Origin of the sequence: Providencia sp. PROV182 (assembly GCF_028480325.1) — a bacterium.
GTDB classification, from domain to species: domain Bacteria; phylum Pseudomonadota; class Gammaproteobacteria; order Enterobacterales; family Enterobacteriaceae; genus Providencia; species Providencia hangzhouensis.
Genome location: NZ_JAMPOL010000015.1, coordinates 93271 through 110471, shown reverse-complemented (window position 1 = coordinate 110471; position 17201 = coordinate 93271). Strand labels below are relative to the sequence as shown.

Below are 17201 nucleotides of genomic sequence, written 5' to 3'. Positions count from 1 at the left end.
GGGATGCATGAATTCTTTATCAACTGCATTACCATCAACAAAAGTCGCATTACAGCCGATTAAAATTGCCATTTTAGCCATGGGCGGCGAAGGCGGTGGAGTACTTGCCGACTGGGTTGTCAACCTAAGTGAAGAAAACGGTTATTTTGCTCAAACGACTTCAGTGCCTGGCGTGGCACAGCGCACGGGGGCAACAATTTATTATGTGGAATTATTCCCAGGTGCTGATAACCCACAAACGCCTTCTCCTGTATTAGCGCTTATGCCGATGCCCGGTGATGTTGATGTTGTTTTGGCCTCTGAATTAATGGAAGCAGGCAGAGCAGTACAGCGCGGCTTTGTTACCCCAGAGCGCACAACATTGATCAGTTCAACACACCGTGTTTACTCTATCGCGGAAAAATCAGCCATGGGTGATGGGCGAGTCGATAGCCAAGCATTAATTCGCCACACTGCGGCATCTGCGCGTCAGTTTATTCACTTTGATATGGCACAAGCAGCACAAGAAAGTGGCAGTGTGATTAGTGCTGTTTTATTTGGTGCGCTGTTTGGTTCCGGTGTTTTACCATTTAGCCGCGCACAATTTGAAGAAACGATTGTACGTGGGGGCGTTGGCGTAAAACCAAGTTTGCGAGCTTTTACATTAGGGGCAGAAAAAGCGACTAAACCCGAAGATGCATATCGGCCGGAGTCCACAAAGAACACTGTATATTCACTAAAAAATAAGCAGGTATCGCAACTATTAGCTCGTATCCAACATGAATTCTCTCCTCATGTGCAGTATCTCGTGACTGAAGGGACTCGCCGACTTATAGACTACCAAGACCCTGCCTATGCCACTTTATATTTGGATCGCCTCAATAACCTCTTTGCGCAAGATGGCGGGCAAGATGAGCGTTTGCAACGTGCGCTTGCGCGCCACTTAGCCCTTTGGATGTCCTATGAAGACACCATCCGAGTGGCTGACCTTAAAATTCGTGATAGCCGCTTTTCTCGCGTTCGCAATGAAGTACAGGCAAAAGATAATCAATTATTGGAGATCAATGAATTTATGCATCCAAGAATTGAAGAAATTTGCGAAACGCTTCCCAAAAATTTAGGTCGTTGGTTAATGCGTCCACATTGGTTACACAAAGCGCTTCGCAAAATGACCGAAAAGGGGCGCACGATCACTACCAGTTCTTTATTAGGTTTTTTACAGTTGTATCTATTAGCCGCATGGCGAAAAGGCCGACGTTCGACGTTACGTTATCAACTAGAAACGCAGCGCATTGAAAAGTGGTTAGCTGCTGTAATTAAAGCAGCGAAAGCTAACCCTGCACTTGCAACCGAAATTACCGAATGTCAACGCGTGGTTAAGGGGTATAGCGACACTCATGCGAGAGGGTTGCGTAATTTTAAAATCTTAATGGACATCGTTGCGCAGCAAGGGAACAAACTCACCCCCATTAATTTACGTGAACTGCGTGAAGCCGCATTGGCTGATGAACATGGGAAAGAATTGGAAAAATGCCGTCAACGTTTAGCTATGAATTAAGGATAACATCATGAGTTTACTGACATTTACTAAGCCACATAAAATTCATTTTTCAGAGTGTGACCCCGCAGGGATTGTGTTTTACCCCCAGTATTTCGTGATGTTTAATAATTTACTTGAACGTTGGGTTGATGAATTAGTCCCTCAAGGCTTTGCAGGTTACATCATGGAACAACGCTTTGGATTGCCGACAGTACACCTAGAAGCGGAGTTCAAGGCCATTAGCAAAATGGGGGATAACGTGATGTTAGAGCTACATGTACAGCGTATTGGTCGCAAGTCTCTGACGTTACATCAACGCTGTGTCGGTGTTGATGGAGTACTGCGCATGCAAGTGACGCAAACTTATGTCACGACGTCATTAGAAACGCATCAAGCCATCCCCATTCCAGACGCCTTGTATCAGGCATTAACCGCTCAGCAACCAGTGTAAGTAAAGGAGAAGTTCCATGAATATTGTGTGTATTGGCGGTGGTCCCGCAGGGCTTTATTTCGGGTTGCTGATGAAACTACAGAACCCAAAGAACCGTGTAGTGGTGGTGGAACGTAATCGTCCTTATGACACTTTTGGCTGGGGAGTGGTATTTTCTGATGCCACGCTCAGTAATTTGCGCCAAGCGGACCCAGTTTCTGCCAAAACGATTTCTGCAGAATTTAGTCACTGGGATGATATCGATGTGCACTTTAAAGGTGTATGTAACCGCAGCGGTGGTCATGGGTTTATCGGCATTGGGCGTAAAAAGTTACTCAATATATTACAAGACCGCTGTGTGGAGTTGGGTGTGGAGTTAGTGTTCGAAACCCAAGTAACGGATGACCAAGCGATTGCTCGCGAGTACCAAGCTGATTTGCTTATCGCCTCTGATGGCATTAATAGTACGGTGCGTACGCGTTATGAAAACGTATTTAAACCAGATATTGACCCACGTCGTTGCCGTTTTGTTTGGCTAGGTACAAAGAAGATTTTTGACGCCTTTACCTTCTTATTCGCCAAAAATGAGCATGGATGGTTTCAAGTTCATGCCTACCAATTTCAAGAAGGGTTATCGACCTTTATTGTGGAGACGACGGAAGAAACTTGGCTTAAAGCCGGTATTGACCAAATGTCTCAAGAGGATGGCATCGCTTATTGTGAAAAACTATTTGCGCCGTGGCTTGATGGTGAAAAACTGATTGCTAACGCAGCGCATTTACGTGGTGCCGCAATTTGGATCCGCTTTCCTCGGGTCATTTGTGGAAATTGGGTGCATTGGACGCAGCCCACTCAAGGTAAAGACGTTCCTGTGGTCTTAATGGGTGACGCGGCACATACCGCCCATTTCTCTATTGGTTCTGGGACTAAATTAGCACTAGAAGATGCTATTGAGCTGTGTGAAAGCTTGAAAACTTCAGGGGGTGATTTACGTAAAGGGCTTGTGCATTACCAGAAGGTTCGCAGTGTCGAAGTACTGAAAATTCAGAATGCGGCACGCAATTCGACAGAATGGTTTGAAAATGTCTGTCGTTATGAAAATTTAGCGCCAGAGCAATTTGCCTACTCTCTCTTAACGCGTTCACAGCGTATATCTCATGAAAATTTGCGCGTGCGTGATGCTGTATGGTTGGAAAACTATGAGCAGTGGTTTGCGGAACAAACAGGTGTGATTTCAAAGGCAAAAGTGCCCCCTATGCTGACACCTTATCATGTACGAGGTATCACTCTTAATAACCGCGTGGTCGCGTCACCAACATTGTTGTATTGCGCTAATCAGGGTATACCCGATGATTTTCATTTGGTACATCTGGGAAGCCGCGCATTAGGTGGTGTGGGTCTAGTGATGACTGAAATGACGGCTATAGCCCCCGATGCCCGTGTGACAAAAGGCTGTGTCGGTATTTGGAATGACGAGCAAGTTACTGCTTGGCAACGTGTGACTGATTTTATTCATCAAAAAACGGATGCCAAAATTGGCATTCAATTAGGCCATGCAGGGCGCCGTGGTTCAACTCAGCGAGGGTGGGAGAAAGAAAATCACCCAATAGATGCAGATAACTGGCCGTTAGTTTCTGCTTCAGCGTTGCCTTATTTACCGAATATCTCACAAACTCCGGTAGAGCTATCCGAGGCACAAATGACTACGGTGATTGACCAATTTGTTGCGGCAGCAAAACGAGCAGAAACGGCTGGTTTTGACTGGCTTGAACTGCAAGCAGGGCACGGTTATTTGCTGTCGAGCTTTATTTCTCCATTAACTAATCAGCGTACAGATAACTACGGTGGAACGTTAGAAAATCGCTTACGTTTTCCGTTAGCTGTCATTAGTGCTGTGCGTCAGGTGTGGTCAAAACCTTTGAGTGTACGTATTTCATCGACGGATTGGGTGGATGGCGGGACTACGGTTGATGACGCGGTGGAAATTGGCCGTGCAATGAAGCAAGCGGGCGCAGATATGATTGACTGCTCTTCAGGTGAAGTGTCACCGCAACAGCAACCGGTCTATGGTCGGATGTACCAAACACCAATGGCAGACCGTATTCGTAATGAAGCTGGAATACCGGTTATTGCCGTAGGTGCTATTACTGATGCTGACCAAGTCAACAGCATTATTGCCGCTGGGCGGGCGGATTTATGTGCTTTATCTCGGCCATTACTTTCTGACCCTGCATGGGTCTTACATGAATGTGCGCGTTATGGGTGGGAAACTCGTTGGCCGGCACCGTATGAATATGGGCGTCAGCAACTCGTTCAATCCTTGAAGTCGCGTTAAAGGCTTTGGCAAACAAAGAGGAAAATAGCATGAGTACACACTCCCATGACCAATACCGAGAAAATGTGGCAGGGCGTGCCGATGTGGCAGATACCCCTGAGCTAGTGGCGTATTACCAAGAACTAGATGCGTTGAAGACAGGTGCATTATGGACGGTCGCAAACAAGATTGAACCGTGGCAACCCAAATCAAGCTCAGTTCCTGTGTTGTGGCGCTACCGTGATTTACGCGAACATGTGTTGCGCTCAGTTGAACTGGTGACACCAGAAAAAGCGGGGCGTCGCGTAATCTATCTGAATAATCCCGGCCGCCAAGAAGTGGCTGCTGCAGTAGGTTGGCTGTACTCAGGTTTACAAGTCATGCATCCAGGAGAAGCCGCTTCGGCTCATGCCCACTCATCCTCCGCATTGCGTTTTATTATGGAAGGGCGTGGGGCATATACCATTGTCGAAGGGCAAAAAATGATGCTAGAAGCTAATGACTTTGTACTGACGCCGAATGGGACATGGCATGAACACGGCGTTGCGGAAGATGGTTTACCTTGTATCTGGCAAGATGGATTAGATATCCCGTTAGTCAATGCCATGGAAGCTGGGTTTTACAAAGTGCATCCTGACTTACATCAAGCACAAACACGACCTATCGATTACCCCGTTGGTATGTGGGGAGGAACCGCATTACGTCCTCACGATATCGGCTGGGATAAACCTTATTCACCATTATTTAAATACCAATGGGGGCCAACCTACGAGGCGTTGTGCCGTGCAGCGAAGGCAGCGGATGGCTCAGTATTTGATGATGTTTTGATGCACTACACTAACCCGCTCACAGGAGGACCTGTGATGCCAACCATTGGAGCGAGTATGCAATTACTGCGTCCGGGCTTTGTTGGTAAAGCTCATCGCCATACGGGAAGTTTTATTTATCAAGTAGCGAAAGGGCAAGGGTACTCCGTGATCAATGGGCAACGCTTTGATTGGCAAGAGCGTGATATTTTCTGTGTGCCATCGTGGATGTTCCATGAACATGTGAATACCTCACAAACCGAAGATGCTTGTCTGTTTTGCTTTAATGATTTACCCGTAATGCACTCTTTGGGGCTCTATTATGAAGAGGCTCTAGTAGAAAATGACGGTCACCAGAAAGTCGTTACCTAGGTGAGTATTATATTTCTTATTGATTAATATAAATAATTTTATTATTCCAATTTACGTGAAGAAGTGAGTGAGGCAATCACCTCATTCAAGGAGAAAGAAAATGCGCTTAATAACTTATCGTTCTGATGTGACCGCGGCAGGCCGTTTAGGAGCAGTTGTTAATCAACAAGTAGTGGATTTAGCCCTTCTGGCACAAGAGCAAGGGCTGTACTTGCCTGATAATATGTTGGACTTTATCGATTTAGGCCCACAAGGTGTGCGTGTTGGTACAGAACTTCTGAATACATATCAAGAGCAATTCCCAGCAGGGACTGCGTGGCCTGTACAAAATGTGAAAATTTTGGCGCCGATACCTCGCCCACGTAAAAATATTTTTGGTATTGGCTTAAACTATGTTGAACACGTGGCGGAATCCAGCCGTACATTAGACACCTCAAAAGATCTTCCAAAACAACCCGTTATCTTTTCTAAGCCCCCAACCACAGTGATTGGGCCGGGAGATGCCATTGAACATAACGCCAAAATTACCCAACAATTAGACTGGGAAGTGGAGTTGGCGGTGATTATTGGCACTCGTGCGAAAAGTGTCGCGGCAAAAGATGCTCTTAATTATGTGTTTGGCTACAGCTTGATGATTGATATGAGTGCGCGTGATTGCCGCCGTGCTGGGCAATGGATTTATTCTAAAGGGCAAGATACCTATGCACCATTTGGGCCATGCATTGTCACTGCTGATGAGATTCCAGATCCCCATACCTTAGATTTAAGCTTGAAGGTGAATGGTGTAACCAAACAATCCTCAAATACACGCCACATGCTATTTAATGTGAATATATTGATTGAAGATATTAGCCAAGGGATCACATTAGAACCAGGTGACATTATTGCAACAGGCACTCCTGAAGGGGTAGGGGCGGGAAGAACACCTCAAGAATGGGTCTGGCCGGGGGATGTGATTGAAGCATATGTTGAGAATATTGGTGAATTGCGCCATCCAGTTGTCGCCGTTTAAGGGGGAAGTATGCTTAATTTGCAGACGTTTAAAGCCGCTGCGGTACAAGCCGCTCCGGTGTTTCTCGATACCAATGCTACGGTAGATAAAGTTTGTCGTTTAATTGAAGAGGCGGCGGATAACGGAGCGAAATTGGTTGCATTTCCAGAGGTTTTTATTTCTGGTTACCCTTATTGGAGTTGGGTGATGAACCCGATAGATGGCAGTCCATGGTTTGAAAAACTGTGCAAATCTGCCATTGAAGTCCCAGGGCCTGAAATACAAAAAATTGCTCAAGCTGCCGCACGCCACCACATCAATGTTGTAATTGGTGTGAATGAGCGGAACCCTAATGGAATCGCTACGTTATATAATACATTAGTGACGATTTCTGATGAAGGAAGAATTCTGGGGCGCCATCGTAAATTAGTCCCAACATGGGCAGAAAAACTGACGTGGGCAAATGGAGATGCCTCTTCACTAAAAGTTCATCAAACCAGTATTGGGCCTCTTGGGGCATTGGCCTGTGGGGAAAACACCAATACATTGGCGCGTTTTGCTCTATTGGCGCAAGGCGAGTTAGTCCATATTGCGAGCTATATCGCCTTACCCGTTGCACCAAAAGACTATGACATGGCCGAAGCGATTCGTTTACGCGCATCTGCCCACTGTTTCGAAGGCAAAGTTTTTACGATTGTTTCCTGTTCGACAGTGTCAGAAGAGATTATGGATGCAATGTCTGCAACTCACCCAGAAGCACGTGAGTTACTGGCTCGGCCAAATAGCGCTTTCTCAGGAATTATCGGGCCTGATGGACGAGTTGTAGGCGAACCATTGGTTGACAAAGAAGGGATTGTTTACGGTGAAATTGATTTAAATCGCTGTATTCAACCACGACAAATGCATGATATTACAGGGCATTATAACCGTTTTGATATCTTTGATTTACAGGTGAACCGCCGGCCATTAACGGCAGCACGTTTTCACGGTAATGGGCAAGAAGATGAAGCTTTAAACGTATTTCCAGAATCAGGTGAGTCATTTGGGGAGAGGGAGATATGAGTTTAGCACGTACATATCGTATTGGGCAGATTGTCCCGTCATCAAATACCACGATGGAAACAGAAATTCCGGCTATATTACGGGCAAGAGAAGCTCTGTTTGCGGAGCGCTTTACCTTTCATTCAAGCCGTATGCGTATGCAAAAAGTTACCAAAGAGGAGCTGGCAAAAATGGACTCCGATAGTGACCGCTGCGCTATTGAATTGTCAGATGCTGCGGTTGATGTGCTGGGATATGCCTGTTTAGTTGCGATTATGAGCATGGGGAAAGGTTATCATCGCATTTCAGAAAAACGTTTGTTTCAACGTACGGTAGATAACGGCCATCCAGCACCTGTAGTGACTAGCGCTGGGGCATTAGTTGACGGCTTACATGTAATGGGCGCTAAAAAAGTGTCTATTTTAACGCCTTATATGAAGCCGTTGACGCAGTTAGTGATTGATTATATCGAAAGTGAAGGCATTGAAGTGGTAGATAGTATTTCATTGGAAATTCCAGATAATTTAGATGTGGGCCGGCAAAACCCATTCGCACCAGTGGAAATTACGAAAAAACTCAATACCCAAGTAGATGCAATTGTGGCTTCTGCATGTGTGCAAATGCCTTCGCTACCCTCAATACAATTAATTGAAGACCGAGTTGGTTTACCTGTACTGTCTTCTTCGGTGGCGACGACCTATATGATGTTAAAAAAGTTGGGTTTAGAAACTCGTGTTGATGGGTTTGGTTCATTGCTAAGTGGAAAGTTTTAGCTGAATTATCGCCGACTTCTGCTACTCTTGAGGGGTTGTAATCAAATGCAATAATTCAAGATGTTATCAAGGGGAGCGAATGGCAAACTCAAAGGTTTTTGTTGATAATTATTTGCCTGCCCTATTGGGGCAGGCTTGGATGTTGGTTTCATCTGAGTTTCATGCCATTGTTGAAGAAAAAGGTTTGTCAATATTAGAGTGGAGAGTGTTATCCACACTAGCAGGTAATGGCTCGATGGGGATTACAGAGCTCTCACAAAAAACAGTCAGTAAACAACCGACAATTACTCGTGTACTACAACGTCTAGAACAGCAAGGGCACGTGGTTCGCCACAGTAACCATAATGGTAGTGATAAGCGCATAACACTTGTCAGTGTGACATCAAGTGGAATGTCACTAGTTGATGGTTTACTTATTGCAGCTCAGCAACACGAAGAAGTTGTTTTAGCTCCCTTGGGGCTACGTAAAAGTAAGATTCTTAAGCAAGTGCTACAAGAATTAATTGAGCGGCATAGTATAGAAAACACCAATACCGCAGATAAAAGCACTTCCGATAAAAATAATGAAAAAAAGCTAAAAAGAAAAAAATCAGGTAGCCTAAATTTATCTAAAGAAACAACAAAATAGTCGATTAATGATGGTTTAGTTCTATTTTTGATGGCAATACATAACTTATTATTGATATTGCGTTTAAATATTTATTTATCAAATAGATAAATAAGTTTCTTATGGGGCATTTAAGTCAGTGGTAATTTTTGCAACCTGATGATAGATAGGCTATTTCTTAATTTTATTATTTTTGTATCGATTGATTAATTGCCACTTTACATTGATTCATTTTATCTATTTACTTCATAACTGATAATTAATGATTAGCTAAACATGGAGCAATCAATGTCAGTAGTGACACTTGTACTCGTTTTTTTATTAGCCGTTGTTGTGAGCGTTTTTGTTTCACGACTGCTCAAAGATATTATTCCATTACCCCTGATCCAGATAGCACTAGGGGCTGGCTTGTCTTTATACGGTTTTACAGTTGAATTTGAGCCTCATCTATTTCTATTTTTATTTATTCCTCCTTTATTATTCCTTGATGGATGGCGTATCCCTAAAGAAGCCTTATTTCAAGAAATTAAACCGATAATGTCGCTAGCCATAGGTTTAGTGGTTGTAACAGTGATTGGTATGGGCTTCTTTATACATTGGTTAATCCCAGCCATTTCTTTAGCTGTTGCCTTTGCGTTAGCAGCCATTTTATCGCCAACGGATCCCGTTTCCGTGTCTGCCATGACTGTCAATTCCCCATTGCCATCTCGAATGGCGCATATTTTGGAAGGGGAGTCATTGTTGAATGATGCAACGGGTCTGGTGTGCTTTAGTTTTGCAGTGGTCGCTGCGTTAACAGGTACATTTTCCCTTGCTTCAGCGGCTGGGCAATTTGTATTAGTGGCATTTGGCGGAATTTTAATTGGTTTGCTGGTGGCTTGGGCAATTGGCTGGTTAAACCAACTGCTCGTTAAGCGTACTGGGGAAGAACCTGCAATTCAAATTATGATCAGCTTACTGATGCCATTTACGGCTTATTTATTAGCTGAACATTTGCATGTTTCCGGTATTTTAGCGGCAGTAGTTGCTGGTATTGCGATGCACTATGAAAAAATTGCAGGTCGCATGCAAGCTGCTACACGTATGCAAAGTAAAGCGGTGTGGGATACGGTACAAACTGCGTTGAACGGGATGATTTTCATTTTGTTAGGTGAACAGTTACCGGGTATGTGGACAAATATGCCTGCTGTAGCAGAGGCCGCGGGTGCGAGCCATCCTTGGATGCTGTTTGTTTATGTGGCGATTATTACCGTGGCATTGGCAGTTTTACGGTTTAGCTGGGTGTGGATCTCGATGACTTTAACCGTCTTCCATAAACGCCGTCGCGGTAAAGAAGCAGATGTTATGCATATTCGTATGATGGCAGTAATGGCGACAGCGGGTGTGCGCGGAGCGATTACGTTAGCGGGTATTTTAACGTTACCTTTATTGATGCCAGATGGTTCATTATTCCCGAATCGTGACGTGGCTATTTTCTTAGCGATGGGGGTGATTTTATGCTCATTATTGATTGCCAGTATCGCACTGCCTATTTTAACGAAAGGGTTAGTACAAGACTTACCTTATGATAATGACGAAATTCGAGCGCGTTTAGCTTTAAATGAAGCCGCGATGGCACATTTACGTGAATTAATGAACCACCCATCGGATGATATGGATGAAATTGCTATGCGTACTGAAGTTGGGGCGCAACTATTAGAAATTTATGGCAGACGACTCGATAATTCGGATGAAACTGAGTCAGATGTCTATGATTTACATAAGATGATTAATATGGAACGCGAAATGTCTAAGTCGGCGTTAAAAGCGAAACGCGACGCGTTATATCAAATGCGTAAAAGTAAAAATATCAATGAAAGGGTGTATCACCGTTTACGTGATGAACTTGATTTAAAAGAAGAAACTCTGAATCACCATAAAAATGGTAAACATTAATTAGCGAAAACAAAAGACCTGAATTTATTCAGGTCTTTTGTTATTGTAATTCAACTGAATTTGACGGCTTGTATTGAGTTCTGATAGGTTGGTTACAATTCAATTTAGGAAATTTATATGTCACAGGTTGTAGCAAGCTTAAGCATTATTATTACCATCACATAGTGGTGGGGATAAGCTACATCCTAAACCCGCCAGATAAGGCGGGTTTTTTGTCCTTATCTGGTTAATTCTTCAGTAAGGAACTATTTATGAATTTAACAGAAGCATCTCCATTATTAAAAAACAACCTCGTTTGCATTTTCTTTGTGGGAAAATCGCTTCTGGGAAATCGACATTAGCGAAACAACTGGCTAACCTCCCTCGTACTATTTTGCTCTGTGAAGATGAATGGCTTACCGCCCTTTATCCTAATGAAATTAATGAATTGGCTCACTATGTCGAAAAAAGTGCTTTAGTAAAACAGGTATTGGAAGACCATATTAGGCAATTAATACAGGCTGGGAATAATATCGTGATGGATTTTCCTGCCAACACACCAATACAGCGGCAATGGTTAATGTCTTTGGCGCAATCATCTGATGTATCTTATGTATTGCAGGTAAGTAATGATGAGTGTAAGGCAAGGCTTGCTGCTCGTAATTTAGCAGGGGAAAACCCATTTCAAACATCTGAAACGCAGTTTGATTTAATTACGGCACATTTTTCTTATCCAACAAGTAGCGAGCGGTTAATCTGTAAATTTTATCCATAAAGGTAACATACCTGAGTAATAAACTTATGGAGGAGATTTATTACTCAGATTTATGGTCACTTAGGTCGATACATTTTGAGGTTTTGCTGCTGTTCAATCCAATAGTAATCAGCTGGCCCTCCAGCACGCAATAGTGGTTTCTGGCTAGCACAATCATATAAGCCATTATTCAAGGCTGATTCATCAATATGCACCATGACGACTTCTCCCATTACCATCCAAGTATCCAATAGTTGCCCATCTGCCCGTTTAAGTTGCTGATATTGCGTGACAACACATTCCATTGAAACGGGTGTTTGAGCGATACGAGGCGGTGAAACGAGTGTTGAAGGGAGGGGGGATAGCCCCGTTAATACAAATTCGCTTTCACCATGTGCGAGTGTGGCACTACTCATATTTACGTGTTCACCGAGTGAAAGCGTAGCAAGGTTATAAACAAACTCCCCTGTTTCGATGGCATTAGTTACTGAATCTTTTTTACCAACACTCGAAAAGGCCAATATAGGTGGTGAATAATTGAAAATATTGAAAAAACTATAAGGAGCTAGATTGGTTCTACCTTTACTATCACAGGTTGATATCCAACCAATAGGTCTAGGACCAATGAGTGATGGGATAGGGTCATGGGGTAGCCCGTGACCCTGCTGTGGTTGGTAACTATAAAACTTTGCTATCATTTTGGAGTCCTTTTTAACGTTACTTTAACGGATATTTGAACAAGGTGTTAGGTATTTAAATAATAAATGCTATTAATGCATAAAGAATGCAGTAAGTGGATATTCTATTTTTAATTTTTCTTATATTAACGTTTGAGGATATAACTTAATATAATAATATTAAATTAAATAGTAATTGATGATTATCTTTATTTTATTTATGAGCTTTAGTATTGACTTTATTGCTTAACTCTATTTTTGTGTAAATCCAGTGGGTTGATTTATTTTAATTATAAGCTTTAATTTATTCTTTTAATTTCGTTATTTTCTGCATGTTAATATTTTTATATTTAATTAATTCGCCTTGCTATTATCTTGATTTATTTGTCTTTAACCTTTTGATTTTTAATATTTATTGTGTGTTCATCTAAGTTATATTACATGGGTTATATAATTTAATAGGAAATAGCTATCAAATTATATAAGTTCGATCGATACAAACGTATTTACAGAATTAATTAATAAACCTATATTTAAATTAAATCATTCTCTATTTTTATTAGATGTAAAAAAAAACTGATTCTTAAGTTCGTAACGAGTCATTTAAAATTTCAAATGGGAGTTTTATTCATTGGAATTAATATGATAAAAACAAATGCGTTATTACGTCGGGATGTTGGGTTATTTTTAAGACAAGCCAGAATTGATAAATCATTAACAGGGTACCAACTAGCTAAAATACTAAAAATAAGTCAACAACAGGTTTCTCGTTATGAAAGAGGGGAAACCGGTATTAATGTTGAAGTATTAAATACTCTTTTGGGCGTATTAGAAAGAAATTGGCTAGAATTTTTTTTCAAAGTCCTAGTGAATCATTCGAATGAAATTGCAGATATAAGAATACAAAATGAATTTTTTAATCTCATCGAAAGATCACTTTTCTACTATTATGGGGAATCAAAAAAAAGATAATTTTCAATTGGGTATGCGGTTGGAGTAAAAAATCACTCATATGGTGATGCTTAGTTTTATGTCCTCTTTAATTGAATTAAATATCGAAATTAGATTTACGCTATTGAATATTTAATGGCGTATTTATTGTAGTTTAATTTTTTAATTGAAAGGAAAAATATATGCAATTTACCAAATTAAATATTGCACCCTATTTATCAAAATCATCTCGGTTATTTATTTTTACTGCATTAATAGCTGGTATTTTTTCAACAAATTCTGCTGCCGACAACACAGGTACAGTTGATTTCGAAGGTGTCGTTGTTAGTACTCCTTGTAATATAGCGCAATCCTCACTAAAGCAAGTTATTGATTTTGGACAGTTATCTCGTCGAGCATTGGAAAATGGTCGCGTGGCTGAGGTGAAATTTAATATTGAATTTACTGGGTGTGATTTCACTGACTTTGATATTGATACAGCTGGAAAACCTATTGCTGTTAAATCAATGGAATTAGTGTTTACAGGGCAAAGCTATGCGGATGCAGCAAATACTTTACTTTCTACTTCTGCGGGTAATACCAATAATGTAGGAATTGGTATTGATGGATTTGAGTTTGGAAAAGCTAAAGATGTGCTTTCACGTATCATCAATAAAAAAGGAGATAACGTATTATCTTTCAAAGCGTTAGCAAAAGCTGTTGATACAACGAAAAGTGTATCGGAAGGTAAGTTCAGCGCAGTAACAAACTTTCGTATTACCTATCAATAACTAAATGGTTTAACCGCCAGAATTGACTGGTGGTTAAATATTGATTCGCTAGAGGGGGGGGCATGGTTAGTTATCAAAGGGTTATGAATATAATAGTCTTGTCGATAATGCTTATTTTTAGTATTCACTCATATGCAGACCCCAAAATTATTAAGTCCTACAACGTCAATGCAAGAACATTACTTAAAGGCAGTGTTATCGATGCGCCGTGTTCAATAACGTTGAAAAATCGCTATCAAACTATTGATTTTTCTTCTTTGGCTCTCGCTTTTTTGTCAAATAGCTTGCAAAGAGAAATGCATGATCAGCCTTTTATTATTGAGCTACAAGATTGTGGTAGTGCTTATTCAACCATTGACCTAAAAACATGGAAAATACGCTTTGTCGGCCAACGTGCGCAATATATTGATGCTTTTACGCTACAAGGTGCTTCCGAAGGGCTAGGCGTATCGGTATTAGACAATTCAAAAATACGATTACAGCCTAATAAGGTTTATTCATTATCTGACAATGTGTTGTATCAAGATAAATCAGGATACAGCCTTTTCCTTCGCTATTTCTTACGTTTGGAATTAACCGGACAGCCGATTCAAGCGGGCCGTTATTACGGGCTGATCCGCTTTTTCATCGATTACCAATAACACGCACGAAGAATATGTTTTTATGAGCTTCATTTTGAAGATGAACTCTTATTGCATTTAATCTGGTATAGCTAGGATGGTATAGAGCATGGTGTTCAAAACTAACGAAAAATTGAAGCTAGCTTGGCTCATTGCTTTTCTGTTACCGAGTTTTATAGGATGGAAAGCATTTGCAACTGAATTTAATACAGATGTTTTAGATGCAGATGATATGCAAAATATTGATATGAGCCAGTTTTCGGTAGCAGGGTATACGCTACCGGGGGATTATGTTTTTACTCTCTTTGTTAATGGGCAACGTTTAGGGGCACCCCGCAATATCTCCGTTTATGAAAATAAGCCTATTGCAGGCGAATCAACCCAAGCGACACAAACTATTTGTATTCCTCCTGATATCCTTGAGTTAATTGGGTTAAAGCGTTCTGCGATGGAGAAAGTGACACTTTCTCATAGTGGAAAATGCCTCGATTTTTCTGCGCTATCAGGCGTTCAAACAGCTATAGAGCTCAGCACCTTATCGCTGAAAATGACTGTTCCGCAAATATGGATGGAATATCGCGACCCTTACTGGGTTCCTGCTAATTTATGGGAAGAAGGAATAGGTGGCGCATTTATTGATTACAATGCGAATATTTCTGCAACCAAGGAAACGAATAGTAATCGGCAAATCTATTTATCAAGTAATGGAATCACAGGGGTAAATTGGGGGGCTTGGCGCCTACGTGGTGATTACAGTACATCTTATCAGAAGCAACGGGGGGATTATCCTCAAGAAAAACATAACTTTGATTTTACTCGTCTTTATGCATTTACTTCATTGAAAGATAGTGCCTCAATCTTTACGTTGGGAGAAAATTATTTTTATTCGGATATCTTTGAATCTTGGCAATATACTGGTTTTTCTTTAGAAAGTGATGACCGCATGCTACCGCCTAAATTAGTGGGGTATGCACCTGAAATTATTGGTGTTGCAAATACTAATGCGATTGTAATTGTTCGCAGCCAAGAACGCATTATTTCTGAAACGGCAGTGCCTCCTGGGCCATTTCGTATTCAAACACTTGATAGTGGGATCCGTGGTGTATTAGATGTGACTGTGCGTGAAGAAAATGGGGAGGAGAGCAAGTTTAGTCTTAGTACAGCTTCGTTACCTTATTTAACACGTCCCGGACGCGTTATTTATAAAGTCGCAATGGGAAAGACGCGTTATGACAATCGGCATTTGACAGGTGAGCCTGTTGTAAGTGGTGAATTATCATATGGTGTTTCAAATGCATGGTCATTATATGGAGGAACTCAACTTAATGGTTATTACCAAAGTGCAGCATTAGGGATCGGACGGGATCTTTTTTCAATAGGCGCGGTTTCTTTTGATATCACACAATCTTTTGCCGATTTTTCAGATAAAAGACGCCAAGGCCGCTCTTATCGCGTTAATTACGCAAAATCTTTCGATGAGCTACGCACAGATATTACCTTTGCAGGCTACCGTTTTGCCGACAAAGAATACCGAACACTAACGCAATTTATGGATGAAGAGAGAATAGGTTATGGTACTCAGGCAGCAAAAGAAAATTATCAATTATATTTAAATAAATATTTTGATGATTTTAATATTTCTCTTAATTATCAATATAGTACTTATTGGCAGCACGACTCACAAACGCAATACGGTTTATACATTAATGCGCCTTTAAATTTTCCTCTTCTGTCCCAGAATGCCGCAAATTTATCATTATCAGCAACTCGTACTGAACGAGACAATGGCAATGAAGATGATGCAATTAACCTATATCTCACGGTACCGTTATTCCGCGGGCATAGAATCACATTTTCTGAACTCTACTCACGGTCAGCGGGTAATAATCAATTTAATCATCAGGTTGGCTATAGCGGTTATGGGGAACAAGATAATTACAATATCAATGTTGGTTATAACCACGGCCAACATATTGATAATCAAGTGAGTTTGAGTGGCTTTTATTCACGAGATATCTCTCAAGCAAGTACATCTATAAATGCGAGCTATGTGCCTGATCAATACCACAGCATTGGCGGGTCAATCAATGGCGGGCTTACATTAACCTCGAAAGGGGCGGCATTGCACCGATCAGCGCACGGTGATACACGACTTATGGTTGAAACCCCCGACGTGAGCGGTATTCCTCTCGATAATGGGGTGATTAAAACCAATGCATTTGGGTTGGCTGTTATTCCCAATGTGAATAGTTATCGAAAATCAACAGCTTCAATTAATACCAGCCAGTTACCCGATGATATCGAAAGCCTCGATCCCTCGACAGATATTACGTTAACCAAAGGTGCCATAGGCTATCGCAGCTTATCGGTGATGAAGGGGCATAAATTATTTGTTGTTTTTGCTTTGTCAGATGGAAAGCACCCACCTTTTGGCGCCAGTGTACGTAATAAAAATAACCAAGAAGTAGGGCTAGTGGGTGAAGGCGGTGTGACGTGGCTAGTGGGGGTATCACCTCAAGAAAAGTTGTCGTTGTATTGGAATAACCAGCCACAGTGCGAGTTATCTCTACCTGAAAAATTAAATGAGCTTACGGATTTGTTGTTGCTGCCATGTTCTTCAGCCAAAGCGGTCCGTTCAGTTTATTCATCATCAAGTAAATGA

Annotated in this window: 15 protein-coding genes; 14 read left to right on the top strand and 1 reads right to left on the bottom strand. The window is 41.5% G+C overall.

Features of this window, described 5'->3' with window-relative positions; translation table 11 throughout:
* The first annotated feature begins 7 nt into the window (after window positions 1–7).
* The 10 genes from PR834_RS14275 (at window position 8) to PR834_RS14230 (ending at window position 11542) form a co-directional block, all read left to right on the top strand.
* Window positions 8–1537, top strand: a complete 1530-nt coding sequence (locus PR834_RS14275) for an indolepyruvate oxidoreductase subunit beta family protein (protein WP_272536733.1) — start codon at window positions 8–10, stop codon at window positions 1535–1537.
* 10 nt (window positions 1538–1547) lie between these two features.
* Complete coding sequence (locus PR834_RS14270; protein ID WP_102139150.1) at window positions 1548–1970, top strand: acyl-CoA thioesterase; 423 nt, start codon at window positions 1548–1550, stop codon at window positions 1968–1970.
* A 16-nt stretch (window positions 1971–1986) separates the two neighbouring features.
* On the top strand, window positions 1987–4284 hold the full coding sequence (locus PR834_RS14265) for a bifunctional salicylyl-CoA 5-hydroxylase/oxidoreductase (protein ID WP_272536732.1): 2298 nt from the start codon (window positions 1987–1989) through the stop codon (window positions 4282–4284).
* A 29-nt stretch (window positions 4285–4313) separates the two neighbouring features.
* A complete protein-coding gene (locus PR834_RS14260) occupies window positions 4314–5441 on the top strand; it encodes a cupin domain-containing protein (protein ID WP_004261095.1) in 1128 nt (375 codons plus the stop codon).
* Window positions 5442–5541: 100 nt separating this feature from the next.
* Complete coding sequence (locus PR834_RS14255; RefSeq protein ID WP_272536731.1) at window positions 5542–6453, top strand: fumarylacetoacetate hydrolase family protein; 912 nt, start codon at window positions 5542–5544, stop codon at window positions 6451–6453.
* Between the two features lie 9 nt (window positions 6454–6462).
* Window positions 6463–7494: a carbon-nitrogen hydrolase family protein gene (locus tag PR834_RS14250; protein WP_110592498.1), complete on the top strand. Its 1032-nt coding sequence runs from the start codon at window positions 6463–6465 to the stop codon at window positions 7492–7494.
* Window positions 7491–8246: a maleate cis-trans isomerase family protein gene (locus PR834_RS14245; RefSeq protein WP_272525483.1), complete on the top strand. Its 756-nt coding sequence runs from the start codon at window positions 7491–7493 to the stop codon at window positions 8244–8246. Before PR834_RS14250 ends, PR834_RS14245 begins: the two co-directional genes overlap by 4 nt.
* 79 nt (window positions 8247–8325) lie before the next feature.
* A complete protein-coding gene (locus PR834_RS14240) occupies window positions 8326–8874 on the top strand; it encodes a MarR family winged helix-turn-helix transcriptional regulator (protein ID WP_004261083.1) in 549 nt (182 codons plus the stop codon).
* 267 nt (window positions 8875–9141) lie between these two features.
* The gene (locus PR834_RS14235; protein ID WP_036958339.1) at window positions 9142–10788 is read left to right on the top strand and encodes a Na+/H+ antiporter; all 1647 of its coding nucleotides are present in this window, start codon (window positions 9142–9144) and stop codon (window positions 10786–10788) included.
* 295 nt (window positions 10789–11083) lie between these two features.
* Window positions 11084–11542: an AAA family ATPase gene (locus PR834_RS14230; protein WP_272536730.1), complete on the top strand. Its 459-nt coding sequence runs from the start codon at window positions 11084–11086 to the stop codon at window positions 11540–11542.
* 56 nt (window positions 11543–11598) lie between these two features.
* On the opposite strand, the gene PR834_RS14225 is transcribed toward PR834_RS14230, so the two are convergent.
* Window positions 11599–12219 (bottom strand): flavin reductase family protein, encoded by a 621-nt coding sequence (locus PR834_RS14225; RefSeq protein ID WP_272525485.1) that lies wholly within the window; start codon window positions 12217–12219, stop codon window positions 11599–11601.
* A gap of 621 nt (window positions 12220–12840) precedes the next feature.
* Here PR834_RS14225 and PR834_RS14220 point away from each other — a divergent pair.
* The 4 genes from PR834_RS14220 to PR834_RS14205 all read left to right on the top strand — a co-directional run bounded on the left by PR834_RS14220 (window position 12841) and on the right by PR834_RS14205 (window position 17201).
* Window positions 12841–13170, top strand: coding sequence for a helix-turn-helix domain-containing protein (locus tag PR834_RS14220; protein ID WP_036958338.1), 330 nt, complete (start codon window positions 12841–12843; stop codon window positions 13168–13170).
* 161 nt (window positions 13171–13331) lie between these two features.
* Window positions 13332–13919, top strand: coding sequence for a fimbrial protein (locus tag PR834_RS14215; RefSeq protein ID WP_004261070.1), 588 nt, complete (start codon window positions 13332–13334; stop codon window positions 13917–13919).
* 62 nt (window positions 13920–13981) lie between these two features.
* Window positions 13982–14560 carry a fimbrial protein gene (locus PR834_RS14210; RefSeq protein ID WP_196725136.1) on the top strand — a complete coding sequence of 193 codons (579 nt, stop codon included), beginning with the start codon at window positions 13982–13984 and terminating at the stop codon, window positions 14558–14560.
* Window positions 14561–14648: 88 nt separating this feature from the next.
* Window positions 14649–17201 carry a fimbria/pilus outer membrane usher protein gene (locus tag PR834_RS14205; protein WP_272536729.1) on the top strand — a complete coding sequence of 851 codons (2553 nt, stop codon included), beginning with the start codon at window positions 14649–14651 and terminating at the stop codon, window positions 17199–17201.